We start from the raw sequence: 26873 nt of genomic DNA, 5'->3' as shown, positions 1-26873 counted from the left end.
TTTCTCGAGGGCCGGACTAGCGAGATATCCAGTTTGAAACGCGGAAACAGAATATCGAGGGGGTATTGTGGGTTTCACCGTCCTGCCGGAACTCGGCCGTGATACCGAGTCGTCGGACTGGCCATGGCTTCGCTGATGACCGACAGCAGCCAGAAGATGGCGATCGAGTCGCACGCGGCCGCCGCGGTCTATTTCGCCGACCGTTGGCTGGCCAGGCCGGGGATCTGGCACGGTTCCGTCGGCCTGATGCTTGAAGGTCTGGTGCAGCCTGATCGGCTGGGCGCGCGGGCCACGGCGGTCGTGGCCCGACATCCCGCGTTGCGGACGTCCATCGTCTTCGACGAGAACGGTGTGTCCACGCGAACGCATATGTCCGCCGAGGTCGACTTCGATGTCCGTGACGTCACCAGCCTCCCCGTCGTGGAAGTGGATCGGCTGGTCGCGGAAGACTGCGCGGCGCCGTTCGATCTGGCAGCAGGCCCGGCCACGCGGTGCCGGCTGTACCGGCTCGGGGATCAACGGCACTTGCTCGTCGTGACCGCTCACCGCGCTGTCTGCGACATGGGATCGCTGCGTCTCGTCGCGGCCGGGATCGCCGGCGGCGAGGATACCGTCGGCCCGGTCGCCGAGGACGTCGGTGCGGATCGTCAGGATCCGGATGCCGTCGCTTTTCGGCGCCGGACGCTGGTCGGTGCGGCGGATGAGATCGTCTGGACAACGGACCGGCCGAGGCCGCCGCGGCGCCGTGGTCTCGGTGGTGTGGTGCGTCGTGTCATCGCCCCGGCTACGGCAGATCGTCTCGCTGAATTCGCCGCGGCTGTCGGCGGCAGTGAAGAAGCCGTGCTGCTGATCGCCTTGCGCGTGCTCGTGTTACGCCACACCCGGCAGGGTGACGTGCTGATCGGCCTGTGGGCGGACGGACGTCCGGCGGATGACGCGGTGGGAGTCTTCGAAGACCTGGTGCCGCTGAGGAACCCGCTCTCCTTGGCTCTCACACCACGAGAGGCGATCCGCGCCGAGGCGTGGGAACGCGCGTCGGCGTTGGCTCAGCGGATTCCGTACTTCACCTTGACGGAGGGCTTCCGGCACAACCGGTCCACGCCTCTGCCCGGGATGGTGCAGGTCGTCTTCGGTCACCGGAAAGCGTCACCCGATCCGGCTCCGGCTGCCCGGTGGCACGCACTCGCCCATCAGGCGTTCCCTTTCGACCTCGGGCTTGACGTGTGCCGAGGTGAAGAGACCGTGGTCACTTGGAGCTATGACGATGACTTCCTCGACGCCGGGATGGTTTCCGCGTTGGCGGACCGATTCGCGGTCTTGCTCGATCAGATGCTCGCCGAGCCGGACCGCGCGATCGCGGACACCCCCTGGCTGACCGAAGCCGATCGGACCGCGCTACCGGCATCGTCGTCACAGGGGGCCGCCCCTTGTGTACCGGTGGTCGACCGTGTGGACGAGTGGGTCAAGGCGACGCCGGAGGCGGTCGCTGTCCGGCAACACGAGGAGACGCTGACCTACTCCGAACTGAGCACGTTCGCCGGCCGGGTGTCCGCTTGGCTGGCGGCGCTGGACTTCCCACGGCAAGCGCGTATCGGCTTGCTGATGGACCGGTCCGTGGACGTGGTGCCGGTGATCCTGGGGATCGCCAAAGCTGGGTTCGTCTGCGTGCCGATGGATCCGACGCACCCGTCGGCCCGGCTGGCTCATGTCGTCGCCGACGCCGGTGTGCGGTTGATCCTCACGGACCGGCATGACGGCTTGATTTCCACCGGCGTTCCGGTGCAGCGGGTCTCCGATCTTCCGGATGTGGCCGGCGGTGCGCTGACGGAGCCACACCCGGACGATCTCGCGTACGTGCTCTACACCTCCGGGTCCACCGGCCTGCCCAAGGGCGTCGAAGTGACCCTCGGCGGGCTCGCCAACTGCCTGCGGGCCACAGGTGCGGATCTGGACTACCGGCCAGGGGAACGGCTGCTGGCGGTGAGCACGATCGCCTTCGACATCGCGATGCTGGAGTTGCTGCTGCCCGTGACACACGGCGGTGAGACGATTCTGTCCACTTCGGACGAGAGCCGCGACGGTGAACGCCTGCGCGCGGCCTTGGACGGCTATCGGCCCCGGTACCTGCAAGGGACGCCGATGACCTGGCAGATGCTGCTGTTCTGCGGTTGGCCAGGTGATCCAGGGCTTGTGGCGATGTGTGGTGGTGATCTCGTCAGTCCTGCGCTGGCCGGGCGTTTGCTAGCGAGTTGTCACTCGTTCTGGCACACGTACGGACCGACCGAAACAACGCTGTACACGCTTTCAGCCAGGTTGCGACCCGGTCCGCAACCACACGTGCTTTCGGTCGGCAAGCCGATCGACGGCACGAGTGTGTCCATTGTGGACGAAATTGGGCGAGACGTCGCGCCCGGTGTGGTCGGCGAACTGTGCGTCGGCGGGGCGGGAGTCGCCCGAGGGTATACCGGGCGACGCGCCGAGACGGCCGCGCGGTTCGTACCGGATCCCGGCATGGGTGGCGGAGCGCGCCGGTACCGCACCGGTGATCTCGCCCGCTTCCGCCCCGACGGCGCGGTCGAACTGCATGGTCGCGGCGACCGGCAGGTGAAGATCCGGGGCCAGCGCATCGAGCTGGGCGAGATCGAGACGGTCCTGCAGGGCTGTGCCGGCGTCGCCGCCGCGGCCGTGATCGTGGCCGGTGCGGGCGAAGAGCGGAGCATTGTGGCGTTCTTGCAACCCGAGCGTTCGGAGCTGTCTCCACGGGAGATGGTGGCGAGGGTCGGCGCGCATGCCAGGGATCGGTTGCCGAGGTACATGGTCCCGGCCTCCTGGGCCACGGTCGCGGCCTTGCCGCTCGGGCCCAACGGCAAGATCGATCGCGCGCGGCTCGCGCGCGCTACGCCACCGAGACGGACCGGCGAGTACCTGATGCGGCCAGAGGACATCGAGGTGAGCGCGATCTGGGCCGAGGTCCTCGGCCGTGCGGCGATCCCGGCCGAAGCCGTCTTTCCGGATCTCGGTGGTGATGTCGTCGCGGCGTCGAGGGTGCTGGAACACGTCTCGCTGCGCTTCGGTGTCCGTCTGTCGCTCGCCGACTTCGTCGAAGAACCGACGGTGCGGACACTCGCGGACCGGATTCGGCGGGCGAAGGTGCTCGCCGCCGCCGGAGCCCAGCCCCGTGACCACGACCTCCGCCATTCGGCTTTGCTCTTGGTCGCCGCGAAGGGGCAGACGGACGGGGTTTTGGCGGCGATGGAGCCTTCGCGCGTGACACGGATGTGCGCCGCGGACACTGTGTGGACAGAGGCGGTGGGGCTGCTAGCGGGCTTCGGTGCCCGGATGGTCGTGGCGGGCTGGGGCGACGAGGCGGTGCCGGCATTGGAGACCGCTATCCGGCTACGCGAGGAATTCGGCTGCACGGTTCCCGTGGTCGCGGTGCGGCCAGGGCCCCTTCCGGCCCACGTGGCGGCGCGGGCAGGGGGACCGGTCTTCGTGGTGGACACCAGCTTGCGGGCGATGACGTCGAGCTGGGACCGGATTCCTGGCGGTGCGGGCCCGGTGCTGCTGCCAGGCGGTGCGGACGACGATCTCCGCCTGGCAGGGTTGCTGGCCGTGGCGGGGTGAGGTTTCCTCAGTCCACCACGGTCAGCAGCCGTTCGACCTCGTCGTCGGACAGCGTTTCGATCAGGTCCACCAGAGCGCCGTCGTCGAGCCGGGCGGCTCGTCGGCGGTCGATCCGCACGGCGAGGCCGCCGATGGTCGGGGTGCGGAAGAACTCCAGGACGGTCAGCTCCACGGCGAACCGCTCGCGGATCGCGGCGATGAGCTGGGCGGCCTGAAGGCTGCTCCCGCCCGCGCGGAAAAAGTTCGTACGCGTTCCCACTCCGGACCGCGCCAGTACCTGTGCGAACTCCTCGGTGAGTTCGTGCTCGGTGGGGCATTCGGGGGCAACGTAGTCGTCCTCGTCGTCCACGACGCGGATCTCGGCCGCCTTGGTCACCGTGACGCTCGTGGGCACGTCGGGTTCGGACAGCCGGGATCGCAGGAGTTCAAGGTAGGACTCGATCATCGTGTCGACGGTCGCGGGGTGGTAGAGGTCTGTGCTGTACTCGACGACCACCTCCCCGGAAGAGCCCAGCGTCACTGTCCAGTTCAGGTCGAAGCGGGCGGTGCCCAGATCCTGGTGGACCTCCTCGGCGTGGACTTCGCCGAACGAAGGTGGCGCGAGTTGCTCGGCGGCCCCGAAGCCGACCTGGAACAGCGGCGAACGACCGAGATCGCGGTCGGGGGCGACGGCGTCCACCAGTAGTTCCCACGGCAGGTCCGCGTGCGCGAGCGCCTGCCGGGTGGTTGCGGCCGCCCGGCTGACCAGCTCACGGAAGGTCGGTGTGCCACCGAGGTCACCGCGCAGCACAACCATGCTGGCGAAGTAGCCGAGCACTTCGGCGACCTCGGCCACCGGCCTGCCTTCGGTGGCGGTGCCGACCGCGATGTCGTCCTGGTTCGCGTGTCGGCCGAGGTGTAGCCAGAACGCCGCGAGATGGACCGTGAAAGGGGTCGTGCCCTCGGTTCGGGCCAGCCGCAGCACCGCGGCGGCGGTTTCGGGCGGCACCGGCGCGGTGCGGATGCCGCCTGCGCCCGTGGGCGCGGACGGCCGCGGGCGGTCGGTGGGCAGCGCAAGCGTAGGAAGGTCGTGGAGGTTCTCGAGCCAGTAGCGGCGGGAGCGGCGCCATGCGCTTGAGGTGACCCTGTCGTGCTGCCAGGCGGCGAAGTCGGCGTAAGTGATCGGCGGGACGGGCCGTGGCCCGCCGGCTTCGTTGACGTCGACTTCGGCGCGGTAGTGATCCGCGAGGTCGCGCCACAGGATCGCCAGCGATGTCCCGTCCAAGATCGCGTGGTGGCCCGCGAAGGTGCATACATGCTCGGCCGGGCCGATCCGCCACAGCTTGGCCCGCCACAGCGGCGCCGAGGTCAAGTCGATGGGCCGCGCACCGAGTTGCGCTGCCTGTTCGAGCGCGGTGGCCGTGTCCGGCGCTTCGGCGGTCCGCAGGCCATGGGGCACGTCAGGGATGACCTCCAGCTGCGGCTGCCCGTCTCGCTCGGTCAAGCGCGTGCGCAGCGCGTCGTGCCGGCGGACGACCGCGGCGAAGGCTCGGCGGAGTGCGGTCACGTCCAGCGGCCCGGTGAGCCGCAGGTGCACGGGCATGTTGTAGGCCGTCGAGGTGGGTGAAAGGCGGTCGAGGAACCATAACGCGCGTTGCTGGAAGGTCGCGGGCGCCGAGTCCAGCCCGCGCCGGACCGGGCGGTCGCGGCCGCGCAGTTCGGCCAGCAGCGCGGCTCGGTTCCGCATGGACAGCTCGGCGATCGTGGTGCGTACCTCGGACACGGCAAGCCTCCCTGATTGACTGTAGTCAATATTGAATATTACTCTAGTAATTGCCAGTGAAGGTTAGCCAGGGGGAGGCGATGATGTCGTCCGAGACGCTCGATCCCGAGACGGTGCGCGCCGCCCGGCTGTCCGGTCGTCGTCGCGCGCTGTACGACCTCGTGCGTGCCGAGCGACGGGCGCTGGAAGACGCCGCGGCGGTCGACGTGCTGAGGACCGGGGCCGGCGCGCCAGTGGTCCTGGTCAACCCGCTGAGCGGGCAGCTCTTCGCCTACACCCATCTCGTCAGCCACCTCACCACGGAGCGCCCGGTACTCGCTCTTCCCGCCGACGTCGTGCTCGGTCGCGGCGAGGGACTGACATTCCAACAGCTCGCCGCCCGCTACGTGGATCGCCTGCGACTGGCAGGCACGCGTCCTGCTGTCTTGGCGGGCTGGTCCATCGGCGGAGTGCTCGCCTACGAGATCGGCTACCAGCTGTCCGCCCACGGCACGCCGTGCCCGGTATTGCTCATCGATTCCGCGGTGACACCACCGGAACACCTCGGTGCCGTCCGTCCGGCCGCGATGCTGGTCCGCGAGTTCGTCGAAAACTTCGCGATCTCCGCGGGGCTGGCCGTCCCGGCAGTGGCCGACTGGTCCGAACCCTGGCCGGTGCTCAGCGGGCTGGCTGAGGCCGGCGGGGCCGGCCTCAGCCCAGATGACCTGCTCGGCCGTTACCGAACACACGTTGACGCCATCGCGGCCCTCGACGACTACGCCCCCAGCCCCGCGGTGATGCCCGTGCACGTGGTGCGGGCCTCCCGGACGTCCGCGGCGATCGCCGCTCGCTGGGCCGGCTTGGTCGCCGGTGAGCTCCCGCTCCGGACCGTCGACACCGACCACCACGGTCTGCTGCACGCGCCCGCAGTCGCCGAGGTGGCCGAAGACCTCGACCGTCTCGCCGACTCCGCGCAGGAGGACCGATGACCGACGCACTCCCGCTCAGCCCGGCACAGGATGTTTGGTACCGCGCCGAACTCGCGCGCGGTCCGCGGCCCGAAGACACCGTGGTGGTGCGAAGCCCGCTCGACGGCCGAGACCCGGCCGAAGTGGTCCGCGCGCTCGTCGCCGCCCACCCGCCATTGACGTCCAAAGTGGCCTTGGTCGAGGGGATCCCCTGTTTCGTTCCCGGCCACGTAGTCGGCTTGGGCGCGCCTGCTCCCGGCGCGTGCCTGTCCCTGAGCGAAGGGCGGCTGTTGGCGGCCTGGGCCGACGAGAACACGCTCTTCTTGGCCGTGCATCGCGCGTGTTTCGGGCTGGGTGCGCGGCATCTGCTGGGTGCGCCCGGTTCTTACGTCCCCGACTACGCAGGGGCCATCGCCGCGGCCCGCGCCCGACTCGACCGCGGCGCCGACACCGCTATCGCACACTGGGCCGCCAGGCTGGGCGGGACACCCCCGGCGAGTACCTGGCCGCAGGACCATAGGTGTTCCGACCTAGGGCACGTCACCGCGAGCCGTCTGTTTCCGGGCGCCGCCCTCCGAGAGCTGGCCGGTGAGCAGCCGGTGTCGCACGCGGCCGCCGCGTTGGTCCGAACGCTGCTCGCCCGTGTCACGCAGGCGGACGACGTGGTGTTCGCCGCCACGCTCGACCCGGTTCGGTCGGAGCTGCTCGTACCCGACGACATCGTGGTCCTGCGCGGCGGCTACGACCCGGAGGAACGGGCGAGCGCCGCGCTGGTGCGAGCGATGGCCGAGTGCGCCACGGACCTCGCGGCGCCACGCATACCCTACGCATGGTCGCCGGTCGAGTGCCGTGTCCTGCTTGTCGCCGACGACCGCCCGCTCGAGTTCGAACTGCCGCCTCCGCCGGGGTTCGACGTGGTGCTGACCCTGACACAGGAGGGCGCCGACTACCGATGTGTGGTGACGGCCGCAGCCGCCCGGTACGTCGAGGGCACTGCGGCACGGATAGCCGAGTGCCTTGCCCGGCTCCTCGACGGTGACCGCGCCGGTCCGGTCGGCGACCTGCCGATCAATGCGCCGGCCGACCGGAGGCCGGGGGGCCGGCCGACCGGGATCACCGTGCACGGGCTGGTGGACCAGGTGGTCGCGGAGCGGCCTGATGCCATCGCCTGCAGCTGGGACGGCGGTCAGTGGACCTACGCCGAGCTGTCCGCCGCTGCCGACCGGGTGGCCGGCCTTGTGCGCGGCGTATCGCGGGTGGCCTTGTGTCTTCGGCGAGGACCGGATCTCGCGGCCGCCGCGCTGGGGGTGCTGCGGGCAGGCGCAGCCTACGTACCTCTCGATCCGGACTTACCCCGAGCCCGGCTGGACTACCTGCTCGCCGACTCCGGCTCGGAAGTGCTGCTCCACGACTCGACGACGAAGGACGCTGTCGAGGCTATCGCCGGAGTCGTGGCCGTCGATCTCGATGCGGACGAACCCGGCGGCCCGGTCCGGGCGGCCCGGCGGCCCGATGTCGCCTACGTCGTTTACACCTCGGGCTCAACTGGTCAGCCCAAGGGCGTGGTCATGCCTCACGAGGCGCTGGTGTGCCTGCTGGAGTGGCAGGCCGCAGCGCCGGCGGGCCGGACGCTCCAGTTCGCCGCCGTCGGGTTCGATGTCGCCTTCCAAGAGATGTTCACGACCTGGGCGGCGGGCGGGACGCTCGTACATGTGTCCGACGACCTGCGGCGGGACACCTACGCCCTGGTGCGGTACGTGGACCGGCAGCGCGTGGAGCGGCTCTTCCTGCCGTTCGTCGCTCTGCGCCAGTTCGCCGAGGTCGCGGTGGAGATCGGGGTGTACCCACGCCGCCTGCGCGAAGTCGTGACGGCGGGAGAGCAGCTCCAGGTCACCGCTGCCATCCGTGCCTTCTTCGAACGGACCGGCGCGGTGCTGGAGAACCAGTACGGTCCGGCGGAAAGTCATGTGGTGACAGCCGAGCGGCTGTCCCCGCCGGTCGCCACGTGGCCGGACCTGCCTCCGATCGGGCGGCCGGTGGGGCGGGCGGCGGTGGACGTCCTCGACCGGCGGGGGCAGCCGCTGCCCGTGGGCGTGCCCGGGGAGATCTGCATCCGGGGGCCGGTGCTGGCGCACGGCTACGCCAACCTGCCCACTGAAACGGCGGCCCGGTTCACCGACTCGGCAGGGCGGGGCCGCACTTACCGCACCGGTGACCACGGTCGGTTTCGCCCGGACGGGCGGCTGGAGTTTCTTGGCCGGCTGGACGCGCAGGTCAAGATCCGCGGGCATCGGGTCGAACCCGGTGAGATCGAGGTACGGTTGCGAGCCCTGCCGGGTATCGCGGACGCCGTGGTCGTCAAGACCGACAGCACGGGGGGTCCCCAGCTGGTGGCGTGCCTCGTCATCAGTGGCGAGACGCAGCTCAGCACGGGGGACATCCGGACGGCGTTGCTGGCCGAACTTCCCGAGCACAGTGTCCCCGTCCGCTACGCGGTCCTGCCGGTGCTCCCGCTCACCTCCACCGGCAAGGTCGATCGCCGGGCCGCGGCCGACCTGCTGGTCGGATTGGCCGACGACCGGTGGCTGGCCGACCGGTCAGGTGTGCCGCCGGAGGGTGAGGCGGAGACCATGATCGCCGAGATCTGGGCCGATCTGCTCGGCGTCGAGGTCACCCGCGCCGACGTCGATTTCCTGGCGCTGGGCGGGCATTCACTGCTGACGGCTCGGCTGGGTACCCGTCTGGAGGACGCGTTCGGCGTCGAGGTCCCGCTTATGGAGCTGTTCGCTCACACGACCGTCGCCGCGCAAGCGCGCTTGGTCGGTGACCTCGTCTCCGCCGAGCTGGAGGAGTTCGACGACGCCGAGACGGCCGCCGTCCTGGACCGGCTGCTTGAATCCAGTCGAGACCCGTTATGACAGCAGTCGTCGACTGCGCCCGGTGCCCTTTACTGTGGTTTGGTAAAATCCGGCGTCGGGACAGCACAGTCGAAGCGGGGCGAACCTATGGCGGCGCTAGAAGTCGCACAGCCGGAATTCGGAAGCCGGCTACGTGACCGGAGGCTGGAACTGGGCCTGTCCCAGAAGGCTCTGGCGGACAGCGGGCAGGTCACCGCCAGCTATGTCTCCCTGCTGGAAAAGGGCACACGAGTACCGACCCTCGACGTCGTCGTCGGCCTCGCCCGCGTCCTCAACACATCGATCGAGAGCCTACTCGGGGTCTCCGCGGCCGGACTGATCGGCGCTGAAGCCGGTGGCACCGACGGCACCGCGAGCACTCTCGTCGAAGCGCGGCAATGCGTGGAGGCGGGGGACGTCGAGCGGGCCGTGAAGCTCCTGTCCGCGGCACGCGCCATCGGTGGCCTCGACGAACGCCGGTTGTTCGACATCGACGTGCTGCTGCAGGAGCAGCTGGGCGCGCTCGACCGGCATACCGAGCGGCTGGCTTTGTTGGACGAACTCGACGGGCTGGCCTTGGTCGCGGCGTCCCACGAGATCCGGCTTTCCCTCGGCGTCGACCGGGCTGTCGCCTTGCGCGAGTCCGGCAGGCTCGGCGCGGCCTGGGAAGTGCTCGAACCGCTGATCGGTCAGGTCGGCGCGCCTCCGTACGCTGGTTCGTGGGTCCACGTGCGGCTGCTGGGTGTCGTCGTGTCGGTGCTGGTGGAACGCGGGGAGTTCGAGCCGGTCAGGGCGTTCGTCCCGGAAATGCTCGACCACGCCGGGAAACTCGGCTCGGGGGGTGTCCTGGGCCGGGCATACTGGGCTGCCGCTATGGCGTCTCATCGCCTCGGTGATCTCGAGCGGACCCGGGACTACCTGACTGAGGCACATCGCGAGCTGACTCACGCCTCTATCAAGCTGGTCGACTGGCTGCGTTTCTGCCGGTTCTACGCCACCGCCCTCCTGGATGTGGGCGAGGACCTCGACGCCGCGCGCGACTGGCTGCTGGCTGCCGAGACGCTGACCAAGACCGTCCGGCTGCCGGGCGAGTGGACCGCGGCCACCGCCCTGCGCGCCCGGTTCGAGCTGGCCGCCGGCGACATCGCGCGTGCCGCGGAGCTGTTCGAGGAAGCTGTCGCGCAGGATGCCGGGCTCACCGGGGCCACGCTGATCTCCGTACTGCTCGAGTGGGCCACGGCGCTTCAGCGGCTCGGTCGGCCCGCCGAGGCGATCGAGGTTCTGCGTCGTGCCGCACGGCAGTGCGAGCGGGACGGCAACTATCGGCAGGCGGCCGAGGCGTGGCGGCGGATCGACGACGTCCGGGGCACTGACGAAGAGCGTCGTTGACTGCAGTCAATCTGCGATTGACTTTGGTTATAGTCGGTGGGGTGCGTGGCCATGGTCGCGCGCTTTTCGTCCATCCAAGTCTGGAGGAACGCCGATGTCCGTGCGCGATGGTCTGCCGTCCTGGGTCCGGCCGGAGGCCCGGATGCCGTTGTCCGGGCCCCAGGAGCGGATGTGGCTGCTGGATCAGGTCGGCGACGATCAGATGCCGACGAACTCCCCGCTCGCCTTCCGCGTCCACGGTCCGCTCGACGTGGCCGCGATGAAGGACGCCGTCGCCGGCGTGCGGCGACGGCACGACGTCCTTCGGACGCGGTACGCGATGACGGCGTCCGGGCCGGTCCAGTGGGTCACGAGTGCCGACGATCTCGACTGGTCCGAAGTGGACTTGAGCGGTGAGACCGATCCGACCTGCCGGATCACCGCGGACGTCCTGGCGCGGTTCGACTTGACCTCGAGTGATCCGCTGCGCGTGCGGGTGTACCACCTCGGGCCGGACGACCACCTGCTGCTCGTGGTCACCCACCACATCGTCTCCGACGCGCGCGCTGACGAGATCCTCGTTCGAGAGCTCGCCTGCCACTACCGGCACGCCGCTTTCGGCACGATGATGGATTTGCCGGAACTTCCGGTGCAGTACACGGATTACGCGGTGCGCGAGAGTGAGGCGGGGGCGGCCTCGGGAGAGGACTACTGGGCAGCGGCGCTGGCCGGAGTACCGGTGGTGCGGCCACCAGGGCAGGGCGGGGCGGGGGCGAGTCGGGTTCACCATGTGGTGCTTCCCGATGAGCTGGTTCGCGCGGTGGGTGAGCTGGCGCGAGCTTGTCGAGTGTCGCCGTTCATGGTGCTGCTGGCGGCGTTCCGGTTGGTGTTGTGGCGCGCTTGGAGCCAGCCGGACGTCGTGGTCGGCACGCCGATGAGCTGCCGGACAACGCCCGAAGTCCAGGACCTGATCGGAAACTTCCTCGTCATGGTCCCGCTGCGCACCGCCTTGCAGCCGGTCGGCACCTTCCGGGATCTCGTGGCCAGGGAACGTGCCACTGTGCTGGGGGCTTACGTGAACCAGGGTGCCCTCCCGCAGCGCGTGCCGCCGTTCTCGGTCACGTTCTCCTACGAGCCGGACGTTCCGCTCCTGCTCGATCTCGGCCCGGGAACTGCTGTCGAACCGCACGACCTCGGTGGTGCGCTGGTGCAGTACGACCTGATGGTCAAGATGGTCGGACGGCGGATCGAATGGGCGTACCGCGACGAAGCGGTCGACGGTGGTGCCGTGGTGGCCTGGGCGGACGAGTTCCTCCGGGTGCTGGGTCAGGTGTTGGGGAGCCCGAATGAACCGCTCGCTGGCCCGGCTGGGGCGTTGCCTGCCGAGCCGCAGCCGGAGACGTTCGAAGTGACCTGGGTGGGGAACTCCGAGCCCGAGCAGGAATGGACGCAGGTCGAGCGGATCGTCGTAGATCTCTGGGAAGAACTGATCGGGACGCGGCCCCGGCGTGCTTCGGACGGTTTTTTCGAGCTTGGCGGGCATTCGCTGTCCGCGGCGCGGCTGGCGTTTAGGCTGACCGAGGAGCTCGGGGTGCCGGTCACGGTCGCCCAGTTGCTTGAGCATGCTCGGCTCAACGAGCAGGCAGAACTGGTCGAAGACCTGCTGCGCGCCGAGCTGGGCAAGCTCGACCCAGCTGAAATCAACTAGAGAAATATCTGTTGTGACTGCAGTCAATATTCGTTAAGGTTGACTGTGCGCCGCGAAAGTCGCGGCGCAGTGGGGGATCGGCGTCCCGGCCAGGCCGGGACAACCGCCTCCGTGTCCTCGAGCGCCTGTGGACCGACTCGAATTCGGTGAACCTGCGCGGGCAGGCGGGCGTCGGCGTATCTGGACTGATCGCAACCAGCGGAGCGGAAATCCTTGTGACTGAACGCACCTATCCGGCCAGCGCGCTCGAGGCGTGGGCCGACCACCTCGCCGGGGCTCCCGTCGGACTCGACCTGCCTGCTGACGGCCGCCCACCCGCCCGGGTATCGGTTCCCGCCCACCCCGGGGAACTCGCCGATGCCTTGGGCGAGAGACCGGAGCACGTGCTGCTCGCGGCTTTCGCGACCACGCTCTTCCGCTACACCGAAAGCACCGACCTGGTTTTCGGGGCGCCTGGCCGCGCCTACCGCGTCAAGGTTGACGGCGACCCGGCGTTCGCCGAGCTGGTCGCCCGCGTAGCCGCCGAAGTGTCGTTCGTGGACGAAAAGCTTCCCGTCGTGCCCGCCGCCGAGCTGCTGAACGTGTGGCAGGGGACCGAGAAGTCGATTCCGTTCGTGGCCGGGTTTGCCCGTGACGTGGGCGAAGTGGATGCCGCGGTCACCCTGGTATGGCGGGACGGCGGGGCCGAGCTGGTCTACCGGGAGGGCGCGGCCGGGGCGGCGAACATGGCCCGGCACCTGGCCACCGTGCTGGACACCGCCGCGCCGGAGCGCCGGATGTCCGAAGTGGACCTCATGACCGCCGACGAGCGGCACCGGGTCGTGGTCGCCGCGAACGACACCGGGGTCGCGTTCGACGGCGCCCGGACCTTGTCCACCCGGATCGCCGAGTTCGCGCTGACGACGCCGCACGCACCGGCCGTCGTGGATCCGGTTCGCCGGCTGGATTTCGCCGGGCTGGACGCCGCGGCGAACCGGCTCGCCCGGCACTTGGTCGACCACGGCGTTCGGCCTGCCGACCGGGTGGGTGTGCTGCTGGAACGAGGCGTGGACGCGGTCGTCGCGCAACTGGCGGTCCACCGCGCGCAGGCGGCCGCCGTATTGTTGGACCCGGCGCTTCCCACCGGCCGGTTGCGTTTCATGCTCGCCGATGCCGCAGTCGTGGTCGTGCTCACCCACAGTGCGCACGCCGCGGTGCCCGAGACCGGTACGGTGATCGAGCTGGACCGCGACCGGGAGCTGATCGGTCGCGCGTCCGCCGGGCTGCCGTCCGGCCCGGCCGGGCCGGACGACATCAGCCACGTCGTCTACACCTCGGGCTCCACAGGGAAACCGAAGGCCGTGCTGCAGAGGCACCGCGCGGTGGCAAACCTGATCGACTGGGCGGCACGCGCCTACGCGCCACGTGCCGGCGATCGCGCGAGCTGGGTGTCGGCGCCTGGGTTCGCCGTCGGTCTGATGGAATGGATGCCATTCCTCGGCAACGGCGTCCCGGTGTACATCGCCGCCGACGCGACCACCCGCTCCCCGCACGAGTTGCGCGACTGGCTGGTCAGTTCGGCCATCACACACGCGGTGGTGGTCACGACGATGGCCGAACGTGTTTGGTCCCTGCCCTGGCCGGAGACCGCGCCACTGCGGTGCCTGATCGTCACCGGCGAGCCGGTGCGCCGGTGGCCACCCGCGGACCTGCCGTTCGACATCATCGTCAGCTACGGCTCGACCGAGACGACCAACGTCGCCTCCTGCTACCACGCCGGCCGAGGGATCAGGCTCACCTCGGCGACGGTCGACCCGGTCGACCGCAAGGGACTGCCGCCGGTCGGACTGCCCATCGACAACGTGCGCACCTACTTGCTGGACCCCCGGGGCGAGCCCGTCCCCGACGGCGTCATCGGCGAGCTGTATGTGGCGGGCGCCGGCCTCTCCGCGGGTTACCTCGGCCGGCAGACGGAGACGGCGGCCAAATACGTGCGGAGCCCGGTACCCGAAGAACCTGACCGCACGGTCGTCCGCACTGGCGACCTGGGCAGGCGGGGCGTCGGCGGCGCACTCGAGATCGTCGGCCGCGCGGACGCGCAGGTGAAGGTGCGCGGGTTCCGAGTCGAGCTGGGCGAGGTGGAGAACGCGTTGCGCGAGCGCACCTCCGCGCAAGAGGCCGCGGTGGTGGCGATCGGTGACGATCAGCCGCGGATCGTCGCCTATGTGACCGGCACCGCCGAGCCGGCGGCCGACCTGCACGGCAAGCTGGCCGAATTCCTGCCGCACTACATGCTGCCCGCCGCCTACGTCCGCCTCGGTGAACTGCCGAAGCTGCCCAACGGCAAGCTCGACCGCGCGAACCTGCCCGCGCCGTCGACCGCCGAGAGCGCGGTCGGCCCGGACCACGTCGAACCTCGCACCGAGACCGAGCGTGCGCTGGCCGACCTATGGCGGGAGCTGCTCGGGCTGGACCGCGTGGGCAGCGGCGACGACTTCTTCAAGGTCGGCGGCCACTCGATGGCCGCCGTCGACCTGGTGGCCCGGATCGAGCACCGGTTCGGCGTGGTGATCAGCCTGGCGGCTCTGCAGGCCGCGCCGACCGTGGCAGGCATCGCCGCCTTGATCGAGGACGGCGGCGCCGACCCGTTCGCCGCGCTGCCCGCACTGGTGCCCGATCCGGCGCGGGCGCACGAGCCGTTCCCGCTGACGGACACCCAGCACGCGTACTGGATCGGCCGCGGCGACGCCGTCGAACTCGGCGGGGTCGGTTGCCACGGTTATTTCGAATGGGAGAGCACCGACCTCGACGTCGATCGGTTTCGGCACGCCTGGTGGCGATTGGTCGAGCGGCACTCGGCGCTGCGGACGATCATCCGGCCGGACGGCACGCAGGAGGTGCTGACCGCCTTGCCCGACCACGACATCGCCGTCCTCGACCTCACCGGCGAGCCGGACGACGTGGTCGAAGAACGGCTCGACTCGCTGCGGGAGCTCCTGTCGCACCAGGTGTTCCCCGCCGACCGGTGGCCGCTGTTCGACGTGCGTCTCACGCTGCTGCCCGGCGGCGTCGTCCGCCTGCACCTCGGGTTCGACCTGCTGATCACCGACGCGTGGAGCTATTTCCAGATCCTGGTGCCGGATCTCGTGCTGCTCTACGACCAGCACGAGAACGAGCTCGAACCGCTGGAGCTGACTTTCCGCGACTACGTCCTCGCCGCCGAGGTCGAGCTGGAGCGCTCGCCGGTCTACCGGCGCGCCCGCGATTACTGGCTTCGCCGCCTGGACACCCTGCCGCCCGCGCCTGATCTGCCCAAGGTAGCGAAGGCCGCGAGCCGCGGTCCGGTCCGGTTCCACCGCCGGGCGCATCAGCTGGCGCCGGAGCGCTGGAACGAGCTCAAGAAGCGAGCCCGTGAACGCTCGATCACGCCGACCTGCCTGCTGGTGGCCGTCTTCGCGGAGGTACTGCGGACGTGGAGCGCGAACGAGCGGTTCACCATCAACTTCCCGCTGTTCAACCGGCTGGCGCTGCACCCACAGGTCAAGCGGATCGTCGGTGACTTCACCACGACCTCGCTGCTGGCCGTGGACAAGGTGGATGGCACCTTCGCCGAGCGGGCCACGGCGCTGCAGCGTCGCATGTGGACGGATCTGGAGCACCGCCACTTCGGCGGGGTGCGGGTGCTGCGGGAGCTGGCCCGCCGGGGTGACAGCGGTGTGCGTGCTGCCTTCCCCGTCGTGGTGACCAGCCTGCTCGGCCATCCACCTCGGCACACCAGCGCGTCGTTCGGCGAGGCTATCTACACCATTTCCCAGACTCCGCAGGTTTCGCTGGACTTCCAGATCTTCGAGGTGGCCGGCGAACTGCGGTTCAACTGGGACTCGCTCGACGCGCTGTTCCCGGAGGGCGTGCTGGACGACATGTTCGGCGCCTATCGCCGCCTGCTCGAGCGGCTCGCCGATGACGAGCGATCCTGGGACACCGAGTGGTTCGACCTCGTGCCCGCCCACCAACGGGAGGTGTGGCGCGAGGTCAATGACACCGCCGCGCCCGCGCCCACCGCGCTGCTGCACGCCGCGGTGGCCGAACATGCGGCCACCGACCCCGGCAGGCCGGCCGTCGTTGCCGTGGATCGGACGTTGACCTACGGCGAACTCGACGCCGAGGTCAACCGGGTCGGCCGGCGGCTACGGGACTTGGGCGCGCGACCTGGTGAGCTGGTCGGCGTCGTGCTGGAGAAGGGCTGGGAACAGATCGTCGCCGTGCACGGCGTGCTGGCCTCCGGCGCGGGCTACCTGCCGATCGACCCCGGCGTGCCCGCCGAACGGCTACGTCATCTGCTCGACGACGGCCAGGTCCGGTTCGTGCTGACCAGCCGGGTGCTGGACGGCGGGCTCGATTGGCCCGGCGCGGTCCGCAGGCTGGTGGTGGACTCCGATTTCGCCGACGTCGACGCCGGTCCGCTACCGCCGGTGCAGCGGCCGTCCGATCTCGCCTACGTCATCCATACCTCGGGGTCCACGGGCGTGCCCAAGGGAGTGATGGTCGATCACCAGGGCGCGATGAACACCATCGCCGACATCAACGCCCGGTTCGACATCGGTCCCGCTGACCGCTGTCTGGCGGTGTCGGGCCTGCACTTCGATCTGTCGGTGTACGACGTGTTCGGCATGATCGCCGCGGGCGGCACGGTGGTCGTGCCGCCGCCGTCGGCGACGCCGTCTCCCGCTGTATGGGCCGACCTGGTCGTCGAGCACGGCGTCACCTTCTGGAACTCGGTGCCGCAGCTGGCCGAACTGTGCGTGCTCGACGTCGAAGGGCGCGGTGAGGGGCTGGGCGACACGCTGCGGCTGGTGGTCCTCGCGGGTGACTGGATCCCGCTGTCGCTGCCGGACCAGATCCGCGCCGTGGCGCCGTCGGCGGACGTCATCGGCTCGGGCGGGCCCACCGAAACCTGCATCTGGTCGGTCATCCAGCCGATCGGGACCGTCGACCCGGAGTGGCCGAGCATCCCCTACGGCAAGCCGATGACCAACCAGCGCCACCACGTCCTCGACGCCCAAGGGCGGCCGCGGCCGTTCTGGGTTCCGGGAGAGATCCACACCGCGAGCGAAGTCGGCCTGGCCCTGGGCTACTGGCGGGACGAGGAGCTCACCGCGCAGCGGTTCGCCCCGCTTCCTGGTTCTGGGGACCGGGCCTACGCGACCGGTGATCTCGGCCGCTACCTGCCGGACGGCACGATCGAGATCCTCGGTCGCGTGGACCTACAGGTCAAGATCCAGGGCAATCGTGTGGAACTCGGGGAGATCGAGGCCGTGCTCACCCGGCACCCGGCTGTGCGGGCTGCGGCCGTGGTCGCCGCAGGACCGTCGCACGGCGCGAAGACGTTGCGCGCCTTCGTCGTGCCCCAACCTGGCTCAGCGCCGGCCGAGCTGGATCTCCGGACTCATCTCGCCGACCGAATGCCCGGCTACCTCGTCCCGGCCTCGATCACCGTTGTGGACAGTCTTCCGTTGACCGGCAACGGAAAGGTCGACCGGGCCGCCTTGACCGACAGGTCGACGGACACCGCGGTGGGCCGGTTGCGGAAGACCCCACCGAGCACCGACCTGGAACGCGTCGTCTGCGCCGTGTGGGCGGACGTGCTCGGCCTCGACGAAGTCGGGGTCGACGACGGCTTCTTCGCACTGGGCGGCGATTCACTGAACGCGACCAAGGTCGTCTCCCGGATCCGTGAGCTGTTCGAGATCGAACTGCCGATCCGGGTCGTCCTCGAGTCGCCGACGGTGGCCGAACTGTGCGCGGAGATGACCGAAGACCCCGCCAAGGCCGACGAGGTCGCAGAGCTGGCAGGCCTGCTCTGCGGCCTGTCGGCATCCCTCGTCGACGACCTGCTCGCCGAACTGGAAAGCGCCTCATGACCAGCACACACGCACAAGTCCCGTACGCCGATCGGATGCGAGGCCTGGTCCCGTCGGGGATCCGGAAGGCGCTGATCGCGGCCAACCAGCCCGGACTGGTGTCGCTCGCGGGTGGTGTCCCCGCCACGGAGTCTCTACCGGCCGAACGGTTCCAGGCCGCCTTCGCCCAGGTGCTTCGAGCCGATCCAGGCCGCTTCCTCCAGTACGGTCACACCGAGGGATACGCACCGCTGCGTGAGCTGATCGCCGAGCGCACCAACCGGTTCGGCAGCACTTTCACCGCGGACCGGATCCTGGTGACCAACGGTTCGCAACAGGGGCTCGACCTCGTTGGCAGGCTCCTGCTCAACCCTGGGGACAAGGTTGTCGTGGAGTCGCCGAGCTACCTCGGCGCTCTGGAGACGTTCCGCCAGTACCAGGTCGGTTTCGAGGTGATTCCTTCCGACGACGAAGGTCCTGACGTCAATGCGCTGGCGGCGTTGCTCGCGGCGGATCGCGATCACCGGCTGCGTCTCTTCTACACGATGCCGAACTTCGCGAACCCGACCGGCGTGACCATGAGCCTGCCCCGCAGGCGGGCGCTCATGAACGTCGTCACCAGATTCGGGATCCACGTCCTCGAGGACGACGCCTATGGCGAACTGCGCTACGGCGGCTCTACCTTGCCCAGCCTGGCCAGCTTCGACACCGATGGCCTCGTAATCTATTCGGGGAGCTTCTCGAAGGTCCTGTCACCCGGCCTGCGTATTGGCTGGCTGGCGTCGTCCGAAGCGCTGGTGGAACCGTTGCAGAGCCTCAAGGAGCGGTCCGATTTGCACAGCGCGACCGGTGCGCAGATGGCCGTGGCCGAGTTGCTGTCCGACGGTTTCCTCGACACCCATGTGCCCGACCTGATCTCCCTCTACCGCGCTCGGCGGGACGCGATGCTCACCGAGCTCGGCCGCGGCCTGCCCGCCGAGGTGCGCCATACCCGGCCCGACGGGGGGTTCTTCGTATGGTGCGTATTGCCCTCTCAGCTGGACGGCGGTGAGCTGCTCGCGCGTGCGGCCGCCCATCGGGTGGCCTTCGTCCCGGGTGCCGAGTTCCACGCGGGCGGCGGCTCGCCCAACACCGTCCGGCTCAGTTTCTCGGGCCTGCCCCCCGACCTCGTCACCGAGGCGGTTCGCCGCTTCGGCGCCGTTCTCGCCGACGCGGTCGCTCTGCCCGCCGTCCGGTGAGGTCGTACCCATCCATTGACCAGCAGGAGGCCATTGTGTCCATCGAACAGTCCGGTACCACTGCTCGTTGCCGAGTAGTCCGCGCCGAGGAGATGTACGAAGGGAAGCAGCGCGCCCAGTTCTTCGCGGGGATCTCCGCCGAATCGGTGGGCGCCAAGGGGCTGTGCATGCACCTGGTCACCATCCCGCCTGGCGCGGTGGGGGAAGTGCATCTGCACGAGGAGCACGAAACCGCGCTCTTCGTGCTGGAAGGCGAGTCCACCACCTACTTCGGGGAGGGCCTGACCGACTCGGCCACCGTGCGGGCAGGGGAGTTTCTCTTCATCCCGGCGGGCGTCCCACACCGCGCGGAGAACAACGACCCGATCAATCCTGCCCGTGCCGTTCTGGCCAGGACCGATCCGAACGAACAGGAGAGCGTCGTGCTTCTCGCCGCCGACGGGTCTCGCCGCGATGACGCGGGCTGAATCGGTTCCCGGCGGCCTGGCCAAGCTGCTCCAGTGTGACCGGGAGAGCAGGCTCGCCGTGGTCGCCCGGCTGCGCGGACGGGACGTGGCTGCGACGTTGTGCCGCCGGGAGGACACGTCGGTGCCGGCTCCCGCGTCGTACGTGCAGGAGCAGTTCCTGTTCTTCGACCGTGTCGACCCCGGCGCACCGACCTACAACATCTCCTTCGCCTTCCACCTGCGCGGCGAGCTGGATGTCGGTGCGCTGGAAACCGCGCTGACGGAGGTGGTGCGTCGGCACGAGGTACTGCGCACGGTAATCGACATCGATGTCGCCGGTGCGGTCCAGCTCGTACACGACTCCGTGCCCGTACGGCTGCCCGTCGTCGATCTTTCGGTGTTGCCGGTGGAGGAGAAGGAGCGCAGGTTCGCCCAGGCGTCGTACGCCGCGGCGCGGCGGGGCTTCGCGATCTCCAGAGGACCGCTGTACCGTGCCGAGCTGTACCGGCTGTCCGACGACCTGCATACCCTGCTGTGGGTTACGCACCACGCCGTCGCGGACGGCCAGTCGCAGGCGGTCCTGATCGGGGAACTCGCCCGGCTCTACCGTGCGGCGCGGGCGGGTGAACCTGTTGTGCTGCCGGAACCGGCGGTCCAGTACGGCGATTACGCCGCGTGGCATCGCGGGCACCTGAGCGGGCCGCGGCTCGAAGAGCTGTTGACGTTCTGGCGCGGGACCCTTGACGGGGTGCCGGACTTAGAACTGGTACCGCACCGGAAGAGGCCGCGTATGGCGACCTTTACCGGCGCGTCAGCGCAGTTCGTCGTGCCGGGCAAGGTTTCCGCGGAGATCCGTGCGCTCGCCCGGCAGCGGTCGGTGACGCCGTTCGTGGTCTTGCTCACCGCCTACCGCCTGGCGCTCTACGCGGCGACCGGCCAGCCGGACCTTGCCATCGGCACGTCCGTCGCCGGGCGGCTGCGGCCGGAGGTGGAGGCCGCCATCGGGCCGTTCCTCAACGTCATCGCCGTCCGGATCGATGTCTCCGGCGCGGAGACGGCCGATGACGTGTTCACGCGGACCAGTACGGCGATGTCAGCCGCGTTCGCCCAGCAGGAACTGCCCTTCGGGCTGTTGGTGAGCAAGCTCGGCGGTCGGCGCGACAGCAGCCGCAACGCGATCTTCCAGACCTTGTTCGAACTCGGCGGGGCCGGCGTCGCGCATTCGAGCACGCCGCTGGGCGCCGACCTGCGGCTGATCCCCGAGGGCATCCTCAACGACGTGGCACCGGTCGACCTGCTGATGGCGATGGAGGACGACGGCACGGTCTTCACCGGACGACTCGACTACAACACCGATCTCGCCGACGCCACCGAGGCGGCCAGGCTGATCGACCACTACCAGGCGGCACTCGCCACGCTGACCGCGCACCCGGGGACCCCGGTCGCGGCTTTGATCCCGGACAGGCAGGCGACGTGCGGCCGTCCAGCCGACAGAGGAGAGTAATCGTGGACAATCGCATCGAGAACGTGCTGGTCCTGGGGGGCGGCACCGCGGGCTGGATGACCGCGGCCTACCTCGGCAAGGCACTCGGCGAGACGGTCACCGTCACCGTCCTGGAGGCGCCCGGCATCCCGCGCATCGGCGTGGGTGAGGCGACGGTGCCGAACCTGCAGCGGGTCTTCTTCGACTTTCTCGGGATCGACGAAGACGACTGGATGCGGGAATGCAACGCCAGCTTCAAGACGGCCGTGCGCTTCGTCAACTGGCGCACCCCAGGCCGGGGTGAGGCCGAGGCGCGGGACCTCGAAGGGCGGCCGGATCACTTCTTCCACCCGTTCGGATTGCTGCCCACGCACGACGGCGTGCCGCTGTCGCACTACTGGGCGCGCGACCGGCTTCGCGGTGTCACCGAGGAGCCGTTCGACTACGCGTGCTTCCGGGAACCGCCCATGATGGACGCGTTGCGCGCGCCCAAGTGGTTCGACGGCACTCCGGCCACCCGGTACGCCTGGCATTTCGACGCCCAGCTCGTTGCCGAGTACCTGCGCCGGTTCGCGATCGAACGTCTCGGTGTGCGGCACGTCGAGGACGAGATGACCGAGGCCGAAATAGACGAACGTGGCTTCATCACCCGGCTCCGCACCCGTTCGGGCCGGACGCTGGCCGCCGACCTCTTCGTCGACTGCTCCGGCTTCCGTGGCCTGCTCATCAACAAGGCACTCGACGAGCCGTTCCTGGACATGAGTGACCAGCTGCTCTGCGACAGCGCTGTGGCCACCGCGATCCCGCATGACGACGAGGCTCGCGGCGTCGAGCCCTACACCTCGGCGATCGCCATGAGCTCGGGCTGGTCGTGGAAGATCCCGATGCCGGGCCGATTCGGTACTGGTTACGTCTACTCCGCGCGGCACACCGACAAGGACGACGCGACCGAGGAGTTCAGCCGCATGTGGGGGCTCGACCCTGAGCGGACCGCGTTCAACCACATCCGTTTCCGGGTGGGCCGTAACCGCCGCGCGTGGGTGAACAACTGTGTCAGCGTCGGCTTGTCCTCGTGCTTCCTGGAACCACTGGAGTCGACCGGCATCTACTTCATCACCGCCGCGCTCTACCAGCTGGCCAAGCACTTTCCCGACCGCCGCTTCGACCCTGTGCTCGTCGACCGGTTCAACCGCGAGATCGAGCTGATGTTCGACGACACTCGGGACTTCATCCAGGCGCATTTCTACCTGTCCCCGCGGGTCGACACCGAGTTCTGGGCCGATAACAAGAAGCTGACCCTCCCGGAGAACATCCAGGAGAAGATCGCGATGTTCCGCTCCGGCCTGCCGATCAACGAGCCGGTGACCGACGAGGCCACCTACTACGGCAACTTCGACGCCGAATTCCGGAACTTCTGGACCAACGGCAGCTACTACGCGATCTTCGCAGGGCTCGGACATACCCCAGACCGGGTTCTGCCTGCGCTGAACTACCGGCCTGAGACCGACGCGGGGCACCTGTTCGACGAGGTTCGCAAGCGCCAGCGGGACATCGTCGAAACGCTGCCGTCCAACCACGAATTCCTGGTGAAGTTGCACGGCCGCTGAGGTCGGTCGCAGCAGGGAAAGGAAAGAACCGCATGGTCGGCACACTGCCCGGTACCGCGTACGCGACGACCGACGAGTTCCGCGGGCTGATGAGCGGATTCCCCACGGGCGTCGCGGTCGTCACCGCGATCGACCACCGGGGAGCGCCGTGGGGGCTGACCTGTTCGTCGTTGTCCAGCGTGACCCTGGACCCGCCGACACTCCTGGTCTGTCTGCGTGAGGACAGCGGCACGCTGGCCGCGCTCGCGGCGGGTGGCCGGTTCGGGGTCAACCTTCTGCACACGGACGGGCTGGCAGCCGCCGGGGTGTTCGCTACCCCGGGCGACGATCGCTTCGCGCGGGTCTGCTGGGAGCCCGCCGGCGGCGCGGGCATGCCGTGGCTGGTGGACGACGCGCTGGCGTTCGCCGGATGTGCCGTTGCCGGCACCATCCCTGTCGGCGACCACACGATCGTGCTCGGCGAGGTGACCGACGTGCGTCTGGCGTCCGGTGACCCTCTGCTCTACGGGCGGCGCCGGTTCGCCGTTTGGCCCCACGCCGGGGAGGCCCGGCGGTGACCGCTACCGAAGACCGGGCGCCCGCGAAGAGGCGGCAGGCGGGGCGCGTCGCCGGGGCGGTGGCCGCTGTCGCGGCCGTCGCCGCGGTGGCGGTCTTCGCCATGCCCAGGCTGCTTGGCGCCGTGCCGTCCGGGCCTCTCACCGGCTTTCTGCTCGCCATCACGGTCATCTTGGCGGTTTGTCATCTACTCGGCACGCTATGTGTGGCGCTGCGGCAGCCGCCGGTGGTGGGCGAGATCATCGGCGGCCTCGTGCTGGGCCCCGGCGTGCTCGGGGCGTTCGCGCCGGGCGTACGCGAAGAGTTGTTCCCTCCCGATGTGCTTTCGGCCGTGGGAGCGACCGCGCAGCTGGGCCTGATCGTGTTCATGTTCCTGATGGGGCGGGAACTGCGTTCGGCGGGCGGCGCCGGAATCCGTACCCGCGGAGTCGGCCTTGTCGTGCTCGGCGGCGGAAGCCTGCCTTTCCTCGGCGGCGTGTGCGTCGCGTGGTGGGGTCAGTCCCTGCTCGCCGGCGACGGGGGCACGACCTTGACCCGGCTGGTGTTCTTCGGGCTCGCGTTGTCGGTCACCGCGCTGCCGGTGCTGGCCCGGCTACAGGAGGACCTGTCCTTGGCCGGTACGCCACTCGGCAGTCTCACCCTCGCCGCGGCGGCGCTCGGTGACGGGCTGACCTGGTTGGTGCTCATCCTGGTCGTGGCGCTCGGTTCCGGTGGGCAGCTCGAGAACGTGCTGGTCGTCGCGGCGACCGCGCTGGTGCTCCTCGTGGTTTCGCTCGCTTTCCTTCGTCCGCTGTTCGCGCGGCTGGTGCGGAGGCTGGAGGCGCGGGCGCTGGGTCGCCGACTCCTTTCGCCGCTGTTGATCACTGTCGCGCTCGCATACGCCGCCACCACTCAGGTGATCGGGCTGCACCCGGCGATCGGCGCCTTCCTGGGTGGCATGGTCCTGGCCGGTGATTCGCCCGCCCTTCGCCGGTTCGACGAGCAGGCGCACGAGTTCTCGACGATCGTGCTGCTACCGCTGTTCTTCGCGAGCATCGGCATGGTGGCCCCGATCGGGCTGCCGGGCGGTTCACTCGCGCACTGGTTGTTGCTGGCCGCGGTCCTCGCGGTGGCGGCTCTCGGCAAGGTACTCGGCGCCGGTGGCGGCGCGAGGCTGGCCGGTCTTCCTGCTTCGGAGGCGTTGCGCGCCGGCTTGCTGATGAACTGCCGGGGTGTGACCGAGCTGGTGGTGATCGGGATCGGTTGGCAGTACGGTCTGATCAACGGCTATGGGGTGACCGTGCTGGTGGTGATGACATTGGTGACCACGGCGCTCACCGGCCCGGCGATGCGGTGGGTGGCCAAGACCGGGCGGTGAGAGACCCGGCCCCGGCCTCACGCGCCGAACGCTACGGCGAGCTCGCGCGGCCCCGAGTAAGGCTCGCGCCCGGTCGAGGTCAACGCCGGGTCGATCACCAGGACATCGCCCCGTTGCCAGCGGACCGGCCGGCTGAGGTCGGCGTAAACCTCATCGATCGTGGCCACGGTCCTGGGTTCCAGGGGCTCGTCCGCGCCGAGAAAGGTATCGAACGGCAGGCCGTCGACACCGTAGGCGGACACCAGAACCTTCCGTTCGTCCGCGCGGAGGCTCCAGCGGTTCAAGAAGGCCAGGTGGTTTGCCCAGCAACTCTCGCCCGTAACCGGGTGCGTGCGCACCGCGGCGCGTCGCTGGCTCGTCCGTAGTCCGCTGCCAGGTAGAATCTCCAGGCCGACGTCGTGGGCGGAGCAGTAGATGGCCATCTCGTCAACGGTCGCCGCGTCGAACGCCTCGCGCCAAGAGAGCCCGATGCGGTCGCGGAACATCCTGGTCAGCGTCCAGCCTTCAGCCTGTGCCGCGGCTACCAGTTCTCGCGGCAGCGCGTGGAGCGCCGCGCGGTTGTCCGCCAACAGGGTCGCGCCGCCCTCGGCCGGTGGCGCAAGACAGCCGATCAACAGCAGTGCGGGTGGAGTGTCCACATAGGACTGCTCGGGCTGTGGGCAGAGGATCCGATCGGCCGCCCAGCCGAGGGCCGAGTAGACGCCCGGCCCCAACGTCGTCCTGGGTGCGAATCTCTCGCGTGCGGTACCGGGGGCATCGGCCAGTGCGTCGCGGATGGCCGCGAGCTGGTCGGCCGACCGCAGCACCCCTGGCAGCAACACCGCGCCGTCGCGGTACACGTGCCGGAGTATCTGCGCGCGTTGGGCCGAAATCTCGGGCTCTGAAACCGGGAACACCGGGGCGGGGGTCATCGGACGGCTCCGACGAGGTCGGCCGTGGCTACGGCCGCCGCGGCTACGGCCGCCGCGATGTCGGCGTCGGTCGTGCCGGAGTGGGTGACCGCGCGCACCTTGAGGCCGCCGGGGGACAGGACGGCGAGCCCCGCCCGGGCGGCGGCGTCGATGAAGTCCTGTGCCGTGCCGACGGTTACGTCGAAGAGCACGATGTTGGTCACGACCTCGGCAGGGTCCAGTTCGAGCCCGGGAACACCGGCCAGCCCCTCGGCGAGCTTCCGAGCCCGTCGGTGATCGTCGGCGAGCCGGTCGACCATCGTGTCCAGTGCGACGAGGCCGGCCGCGGCGATGACGCCGGCCTGGCGCATCGTGCCGCCCAGCATCGTGCGGACCCGTCGGGCACCGGCGATGAAGTCGGCATCACCGGCGAGGATCGACCCGATCGGTGCGGAAAGTCCCTTGGACAGGCAGAACTGCGCCGAGTCGGCCCCGCGCACCAGCTCGGCGGCGGGGACACCGGTCGCGATGGCGGCGTTGAACAGCCGTGCACCGTCGACATGTACCCGGGCGCCGTGTTCGTCGGCCAGCTCACGCACGGCGTCCAAATAGGACAGTGGCAAGGGCTTGCCGCCGCAGCGGTTCTGGGTGTTTTCCAGGCAAATCAGCCGTGGCTCACCTGCGGTCTCGGCGAGCGCGGCCCTGAGCGCGTCCAGCGGGAGCGTGCCGTCGGGGGCGGTGGTGACAGGGTGGTAGACCAGTCCGCCGCAGATCGACGCGCCGCCGTGCTCGTGCCGGTAAATATCGCTCTCGTCCCCCACGAGCAGCGAGCCCCCGCGAGGCAGGTGCGTCATGAGCCCCGCCAGGTTGGCCATGATGCCGCTCGGCGTCAGGCAGGCGGCGGCCTTGCCGAGCTCATCGGCGGCCCGCTGTTCCAGTTCGAGCACTGTCGGGTCTTCGCGGTAACCGTCGTTGCCGACGGCCGCGAAGGACATCGCCTCGCGCATCGCGGCGGTGGGCAGCGTGAACGTGTCGCTGCGCAGTTCGATCATCGGTGTTCTCCCTCGTGTCGTCCAACGCACATGACTATAGTTATAGGTGCAATAGACAGT

At 69.5% G+C, this 26873-nt stretch carries 15 protein-coding genes; 12 read left to right on the top strand and 3 right to left on the bottom strand.

Annotated features, from left to right (window positions below; all coding sequences use genetic code 11):
- The first annotated feature begins 123 nt into the window (after positions 1-123).
- Positions 124-3624: a non-ribosomal peptide synthetase gene (locus tag AORI_RS67720; protein WP_016335671.1), complete on the top strand. Its 3501-nt coding sequence runs from the start codon at positions 124-126 to the stop codon at positions 3622-3624.
- Between the two features lie 7 nt (positions 3625-3631).
- On the opposite strand, the gene AORI_RS67715 is transcribed toward AORI_RS67720, so the two are convergent.
- On the bottom strand, positions 3632-5386 hold the full coding sequence (locus tag AORI_RS67715; RefSeq protein WP_016335670.1) for a condensation domain-containing protein: 1755 nt from the start codon (positions 5384-5386) through the stop codon (positions 3632-3634).
- 83 nt (positions 5387-5469) lie between these two features.
- On the opposite strand from AORI_RS67715, the gene AORI_RS67710 reads away from it, so the two are divergent.
- The 11 genes from AORI_RS67710 (at position 5470) to AORI_RS67660 (ending at position 24871) form a co-directional block, all read left to right on the top strand.
- Positions 5470-6354, top strand: coding sequence for a thioesterase domain-containing protein (locus AORI_RS67710; RefSeq protein WP_158509141.1), 885 nt, complete (start codon positions 5470-5472; stop codon positions 6352-6354).
- Positions 6351-9251, top strand: a complete 2901-nt coding sequence (locus tag AORI_RS82515) for a non-ribosomal peptide synthetase (protein WP_016335668.1) — start codon at positions 6351-6353, stop codon at positions 9249-9251. The genes AORI_RS67710 and AORI_RS82515 overlap by 4 nt, the downstream gene beginning before the upstream one ends.
- A gap of 87 nt (positions 9252-9338) precedes the next feature.
- Positions 9339-10619, top strand: coding sequence for a helix-turn-helix domain-containing protein (locus AORI_RS67700; protein WP_016335667.1), 1281 nt, complete (start codon positions 9339-9341; stop codon positions 10617-10619).
- 94 nt (positions 10620-10713) lie between these two features.
- Positions 10714-12306 (top strand): condensation domain-containing protein, encoded by a 1593-nt coding sequence (locus AORI_RS67695; protein ID WP_016335666.1) that lies wholly within the window; start codon positions 10714-10716, stop codon positions 12304-12306.
- Positions 12307-12521: 215 nt separating this feature from the next.
- Positions 12522-18206, top strand: a complete 5685-nt coding sequence (locus tag AORI_RS67690) for a non-ribosomal peptide synthetase (RefSeq protein WP_123798526.1) — start codon at positions 12522-12524, stop codon at positions 18204-18206.
- Positions 18203-19423 carry an aminotransferase-like domain-containing protein gene (locus tag AORI_RS67685; RefSeq protein WP_016335663.1) on the top strand — a complete coding sequence of 407 codons (1221 nt, stop codon included), beginning with the start codon at positions 18203-18205 and terminating at the stop codon, positions 19421-19423. The genes AORI_RS67690 and AORI_RS67685 overlap by 4 nt, the downstream gene beginning before the upstream one ends.
- A gap of 35 nt (positions 19424-19458) precedes the next feature.
- Positions 19459-19890, top strand: a complete 432-nt coding sequence (locus AORI_RS67680) for a cupin domain-containing protein (protein ID WP_200870935.1) — start codon at positions 19459-19461, stop codon at positions 19888-19890.
- Positions 19877-21373 (top strand): condensation domain-containing protein, encoded by a 1497-nt coding sequence (locus AORI_RS67675; RefSeq protein ID WP_016335661.1) that lies wholly within the window; start codon positions 19877-19879, stop codon positions 21371-21373. Before AORI_RS67680 ends, AORI_RS67675 begins: the two co-directional genes overlap by 14 nt.
- Positions 21374-21375: 2 nt before the next feature.
- Positions 21376-22959, top strand: coding sequence for a tryptophan halogenase family protein (locus tag AORI_RS67670; protein WP_016335660.1), 1584 nt, complete (start codon positions 21376-21378; stop codon positions 22957-22959).
- 32 nt (positions 22960-22991) lie between these two features.
- Positions 22992-23516 carry a flavin reductase family protein gene (locus AORI_RS67665; protein WP_016335659.1) on the top strand — a complete coding sequence of 175 codons (525 nt, stop codon included), beginning with the start codon at positions 22992-22994 and terminating at the stop codon, positions 23514-23516.
- Entirely contained in the window at positions 23513-24871 is a 1359-nt protein-coding gene (locus tag AORI_RS67660) for a cation:proton antiporter (RefSeq protein WP_016335658.1), read from the top strand. Before AORI_RS67665 ends, AORI_RS67660 begins: the two co-directional genes overlap by 4 nt.
- A gap of 17 nt (positions 24872-24888) precedes the next feature.
- Here the strand turns inward: AORI_RS67660 and AORI_RS67655 are convergent, their stop codons facing one another.
- Positions 24889-25782 carry a TauD/TfdA family dioxygenase gene (locus AORI_RS67655; protein ID WP_016335657.1) on the bottom strand — a complete coding sequence of 298 codons (894 nt, stop codon included), beginning with the start codon at positions 25780-25782 and terminating at the stop codon, positions 24889-24891.
- Positions 25779-26813: a GntG family PLP-dependent aldolase gene (locus tag AORI_RS67650; protein WP_016335656.1), complete on the bottom strand. Its 1035-nt coding sequence runs from the start codon at positions 26811-26813 to the stop codon at positions 25779-25781. Before AORI_RS67650 ends, AORI_RS67655 begins: the two co-directional genes overlap by 4 nt.
- Positions 26814-26873: the final 60 nt, after the last annotated feature.

Origin of the sequence: Amycolatopsis keratiniphila (genome assembly GCF_000400635.2) — a bacterium.
GTDB classification, from domain to species: Bacteria; Actinomycetota; Actinomycetes; order Mycobacteriales; family Pseudonocardiaceae; genus Amycolatopsis; species Amycolatopsis keratiniphila.
Note: the sequence above shows the minus strand (reverse complement) of the source record. Positions and strands in the feature narration are given on the sequence as shown.

Coding starts and splice junctions, on each gene's coding strand:
- AORI_RS67710 (WP_158509141.1), top strand. CDS start 5,470: ATGTCGTCCGAGACGCTCGATCCCGAGACGGTGCGCGCCGCCCGGCTG.
- AORI_RS67695 (WP_016335666.1), top strand. CDS start 10,714: ATGTCCGTGCGCGATGGTCTGCCGTCCTGGGTCCGGCCGGAGGCCCGG.
- AORI_RS67720 (WP_016335671.1), top strand. CDS start 124: ATGGCTTCGCTGATGACCGACAGCAGCCAGAAGATGGCGATCGAGTCG.
- AORI_RS67665 (WP_016335659.1), top strand. CDS start 22,992: ATGGTCGGCACACTGCCCGGTACCGCGTACGCGACGACCGACGAGTTC.
- AORI_RS67685 (WP_016335663.1), top strand. CDS start 18,203: ATGACCAGCACACACGCACAAGTCCCGTACGCCGATCGGATGCGAGGC.
- AORI_RS67655 (WP_016335657.1), bottom strand. CDS start 25,782: ATGACCCCCGCCCCGGTGTTCCCGGTTTCAGAGCCCGAGATTTCGGCC.
- AORI_RS67650 (WP_016335656.1), bottom strand. CDS start 26,813: ATGATCGAACTGCGCAGCGACACGTTCACGCTGCCCACCGCCGCGATG.
- AORI_RS82515 (WP_016335668.1), top strand. CDS start 6,351: ATGACCGACGCACTCCCGCTCAGCCCGGCACAGGATGTTTGGTACCGC.
- AORI_RS67675 (WP_016335661.1), top strand. CDS start 19,877: ATGACGCGGGCTGAATCGGTTCCCGGCGGCCTGGCCAAGCTGCTCCAG.
- AORI_RS67700 (WP_016335667.1), top strand. CDS start 9,339: ATGGCGGCGCTAGAAGTCGCACAGCCGGAATTCGGAAGCCGGCTACGT.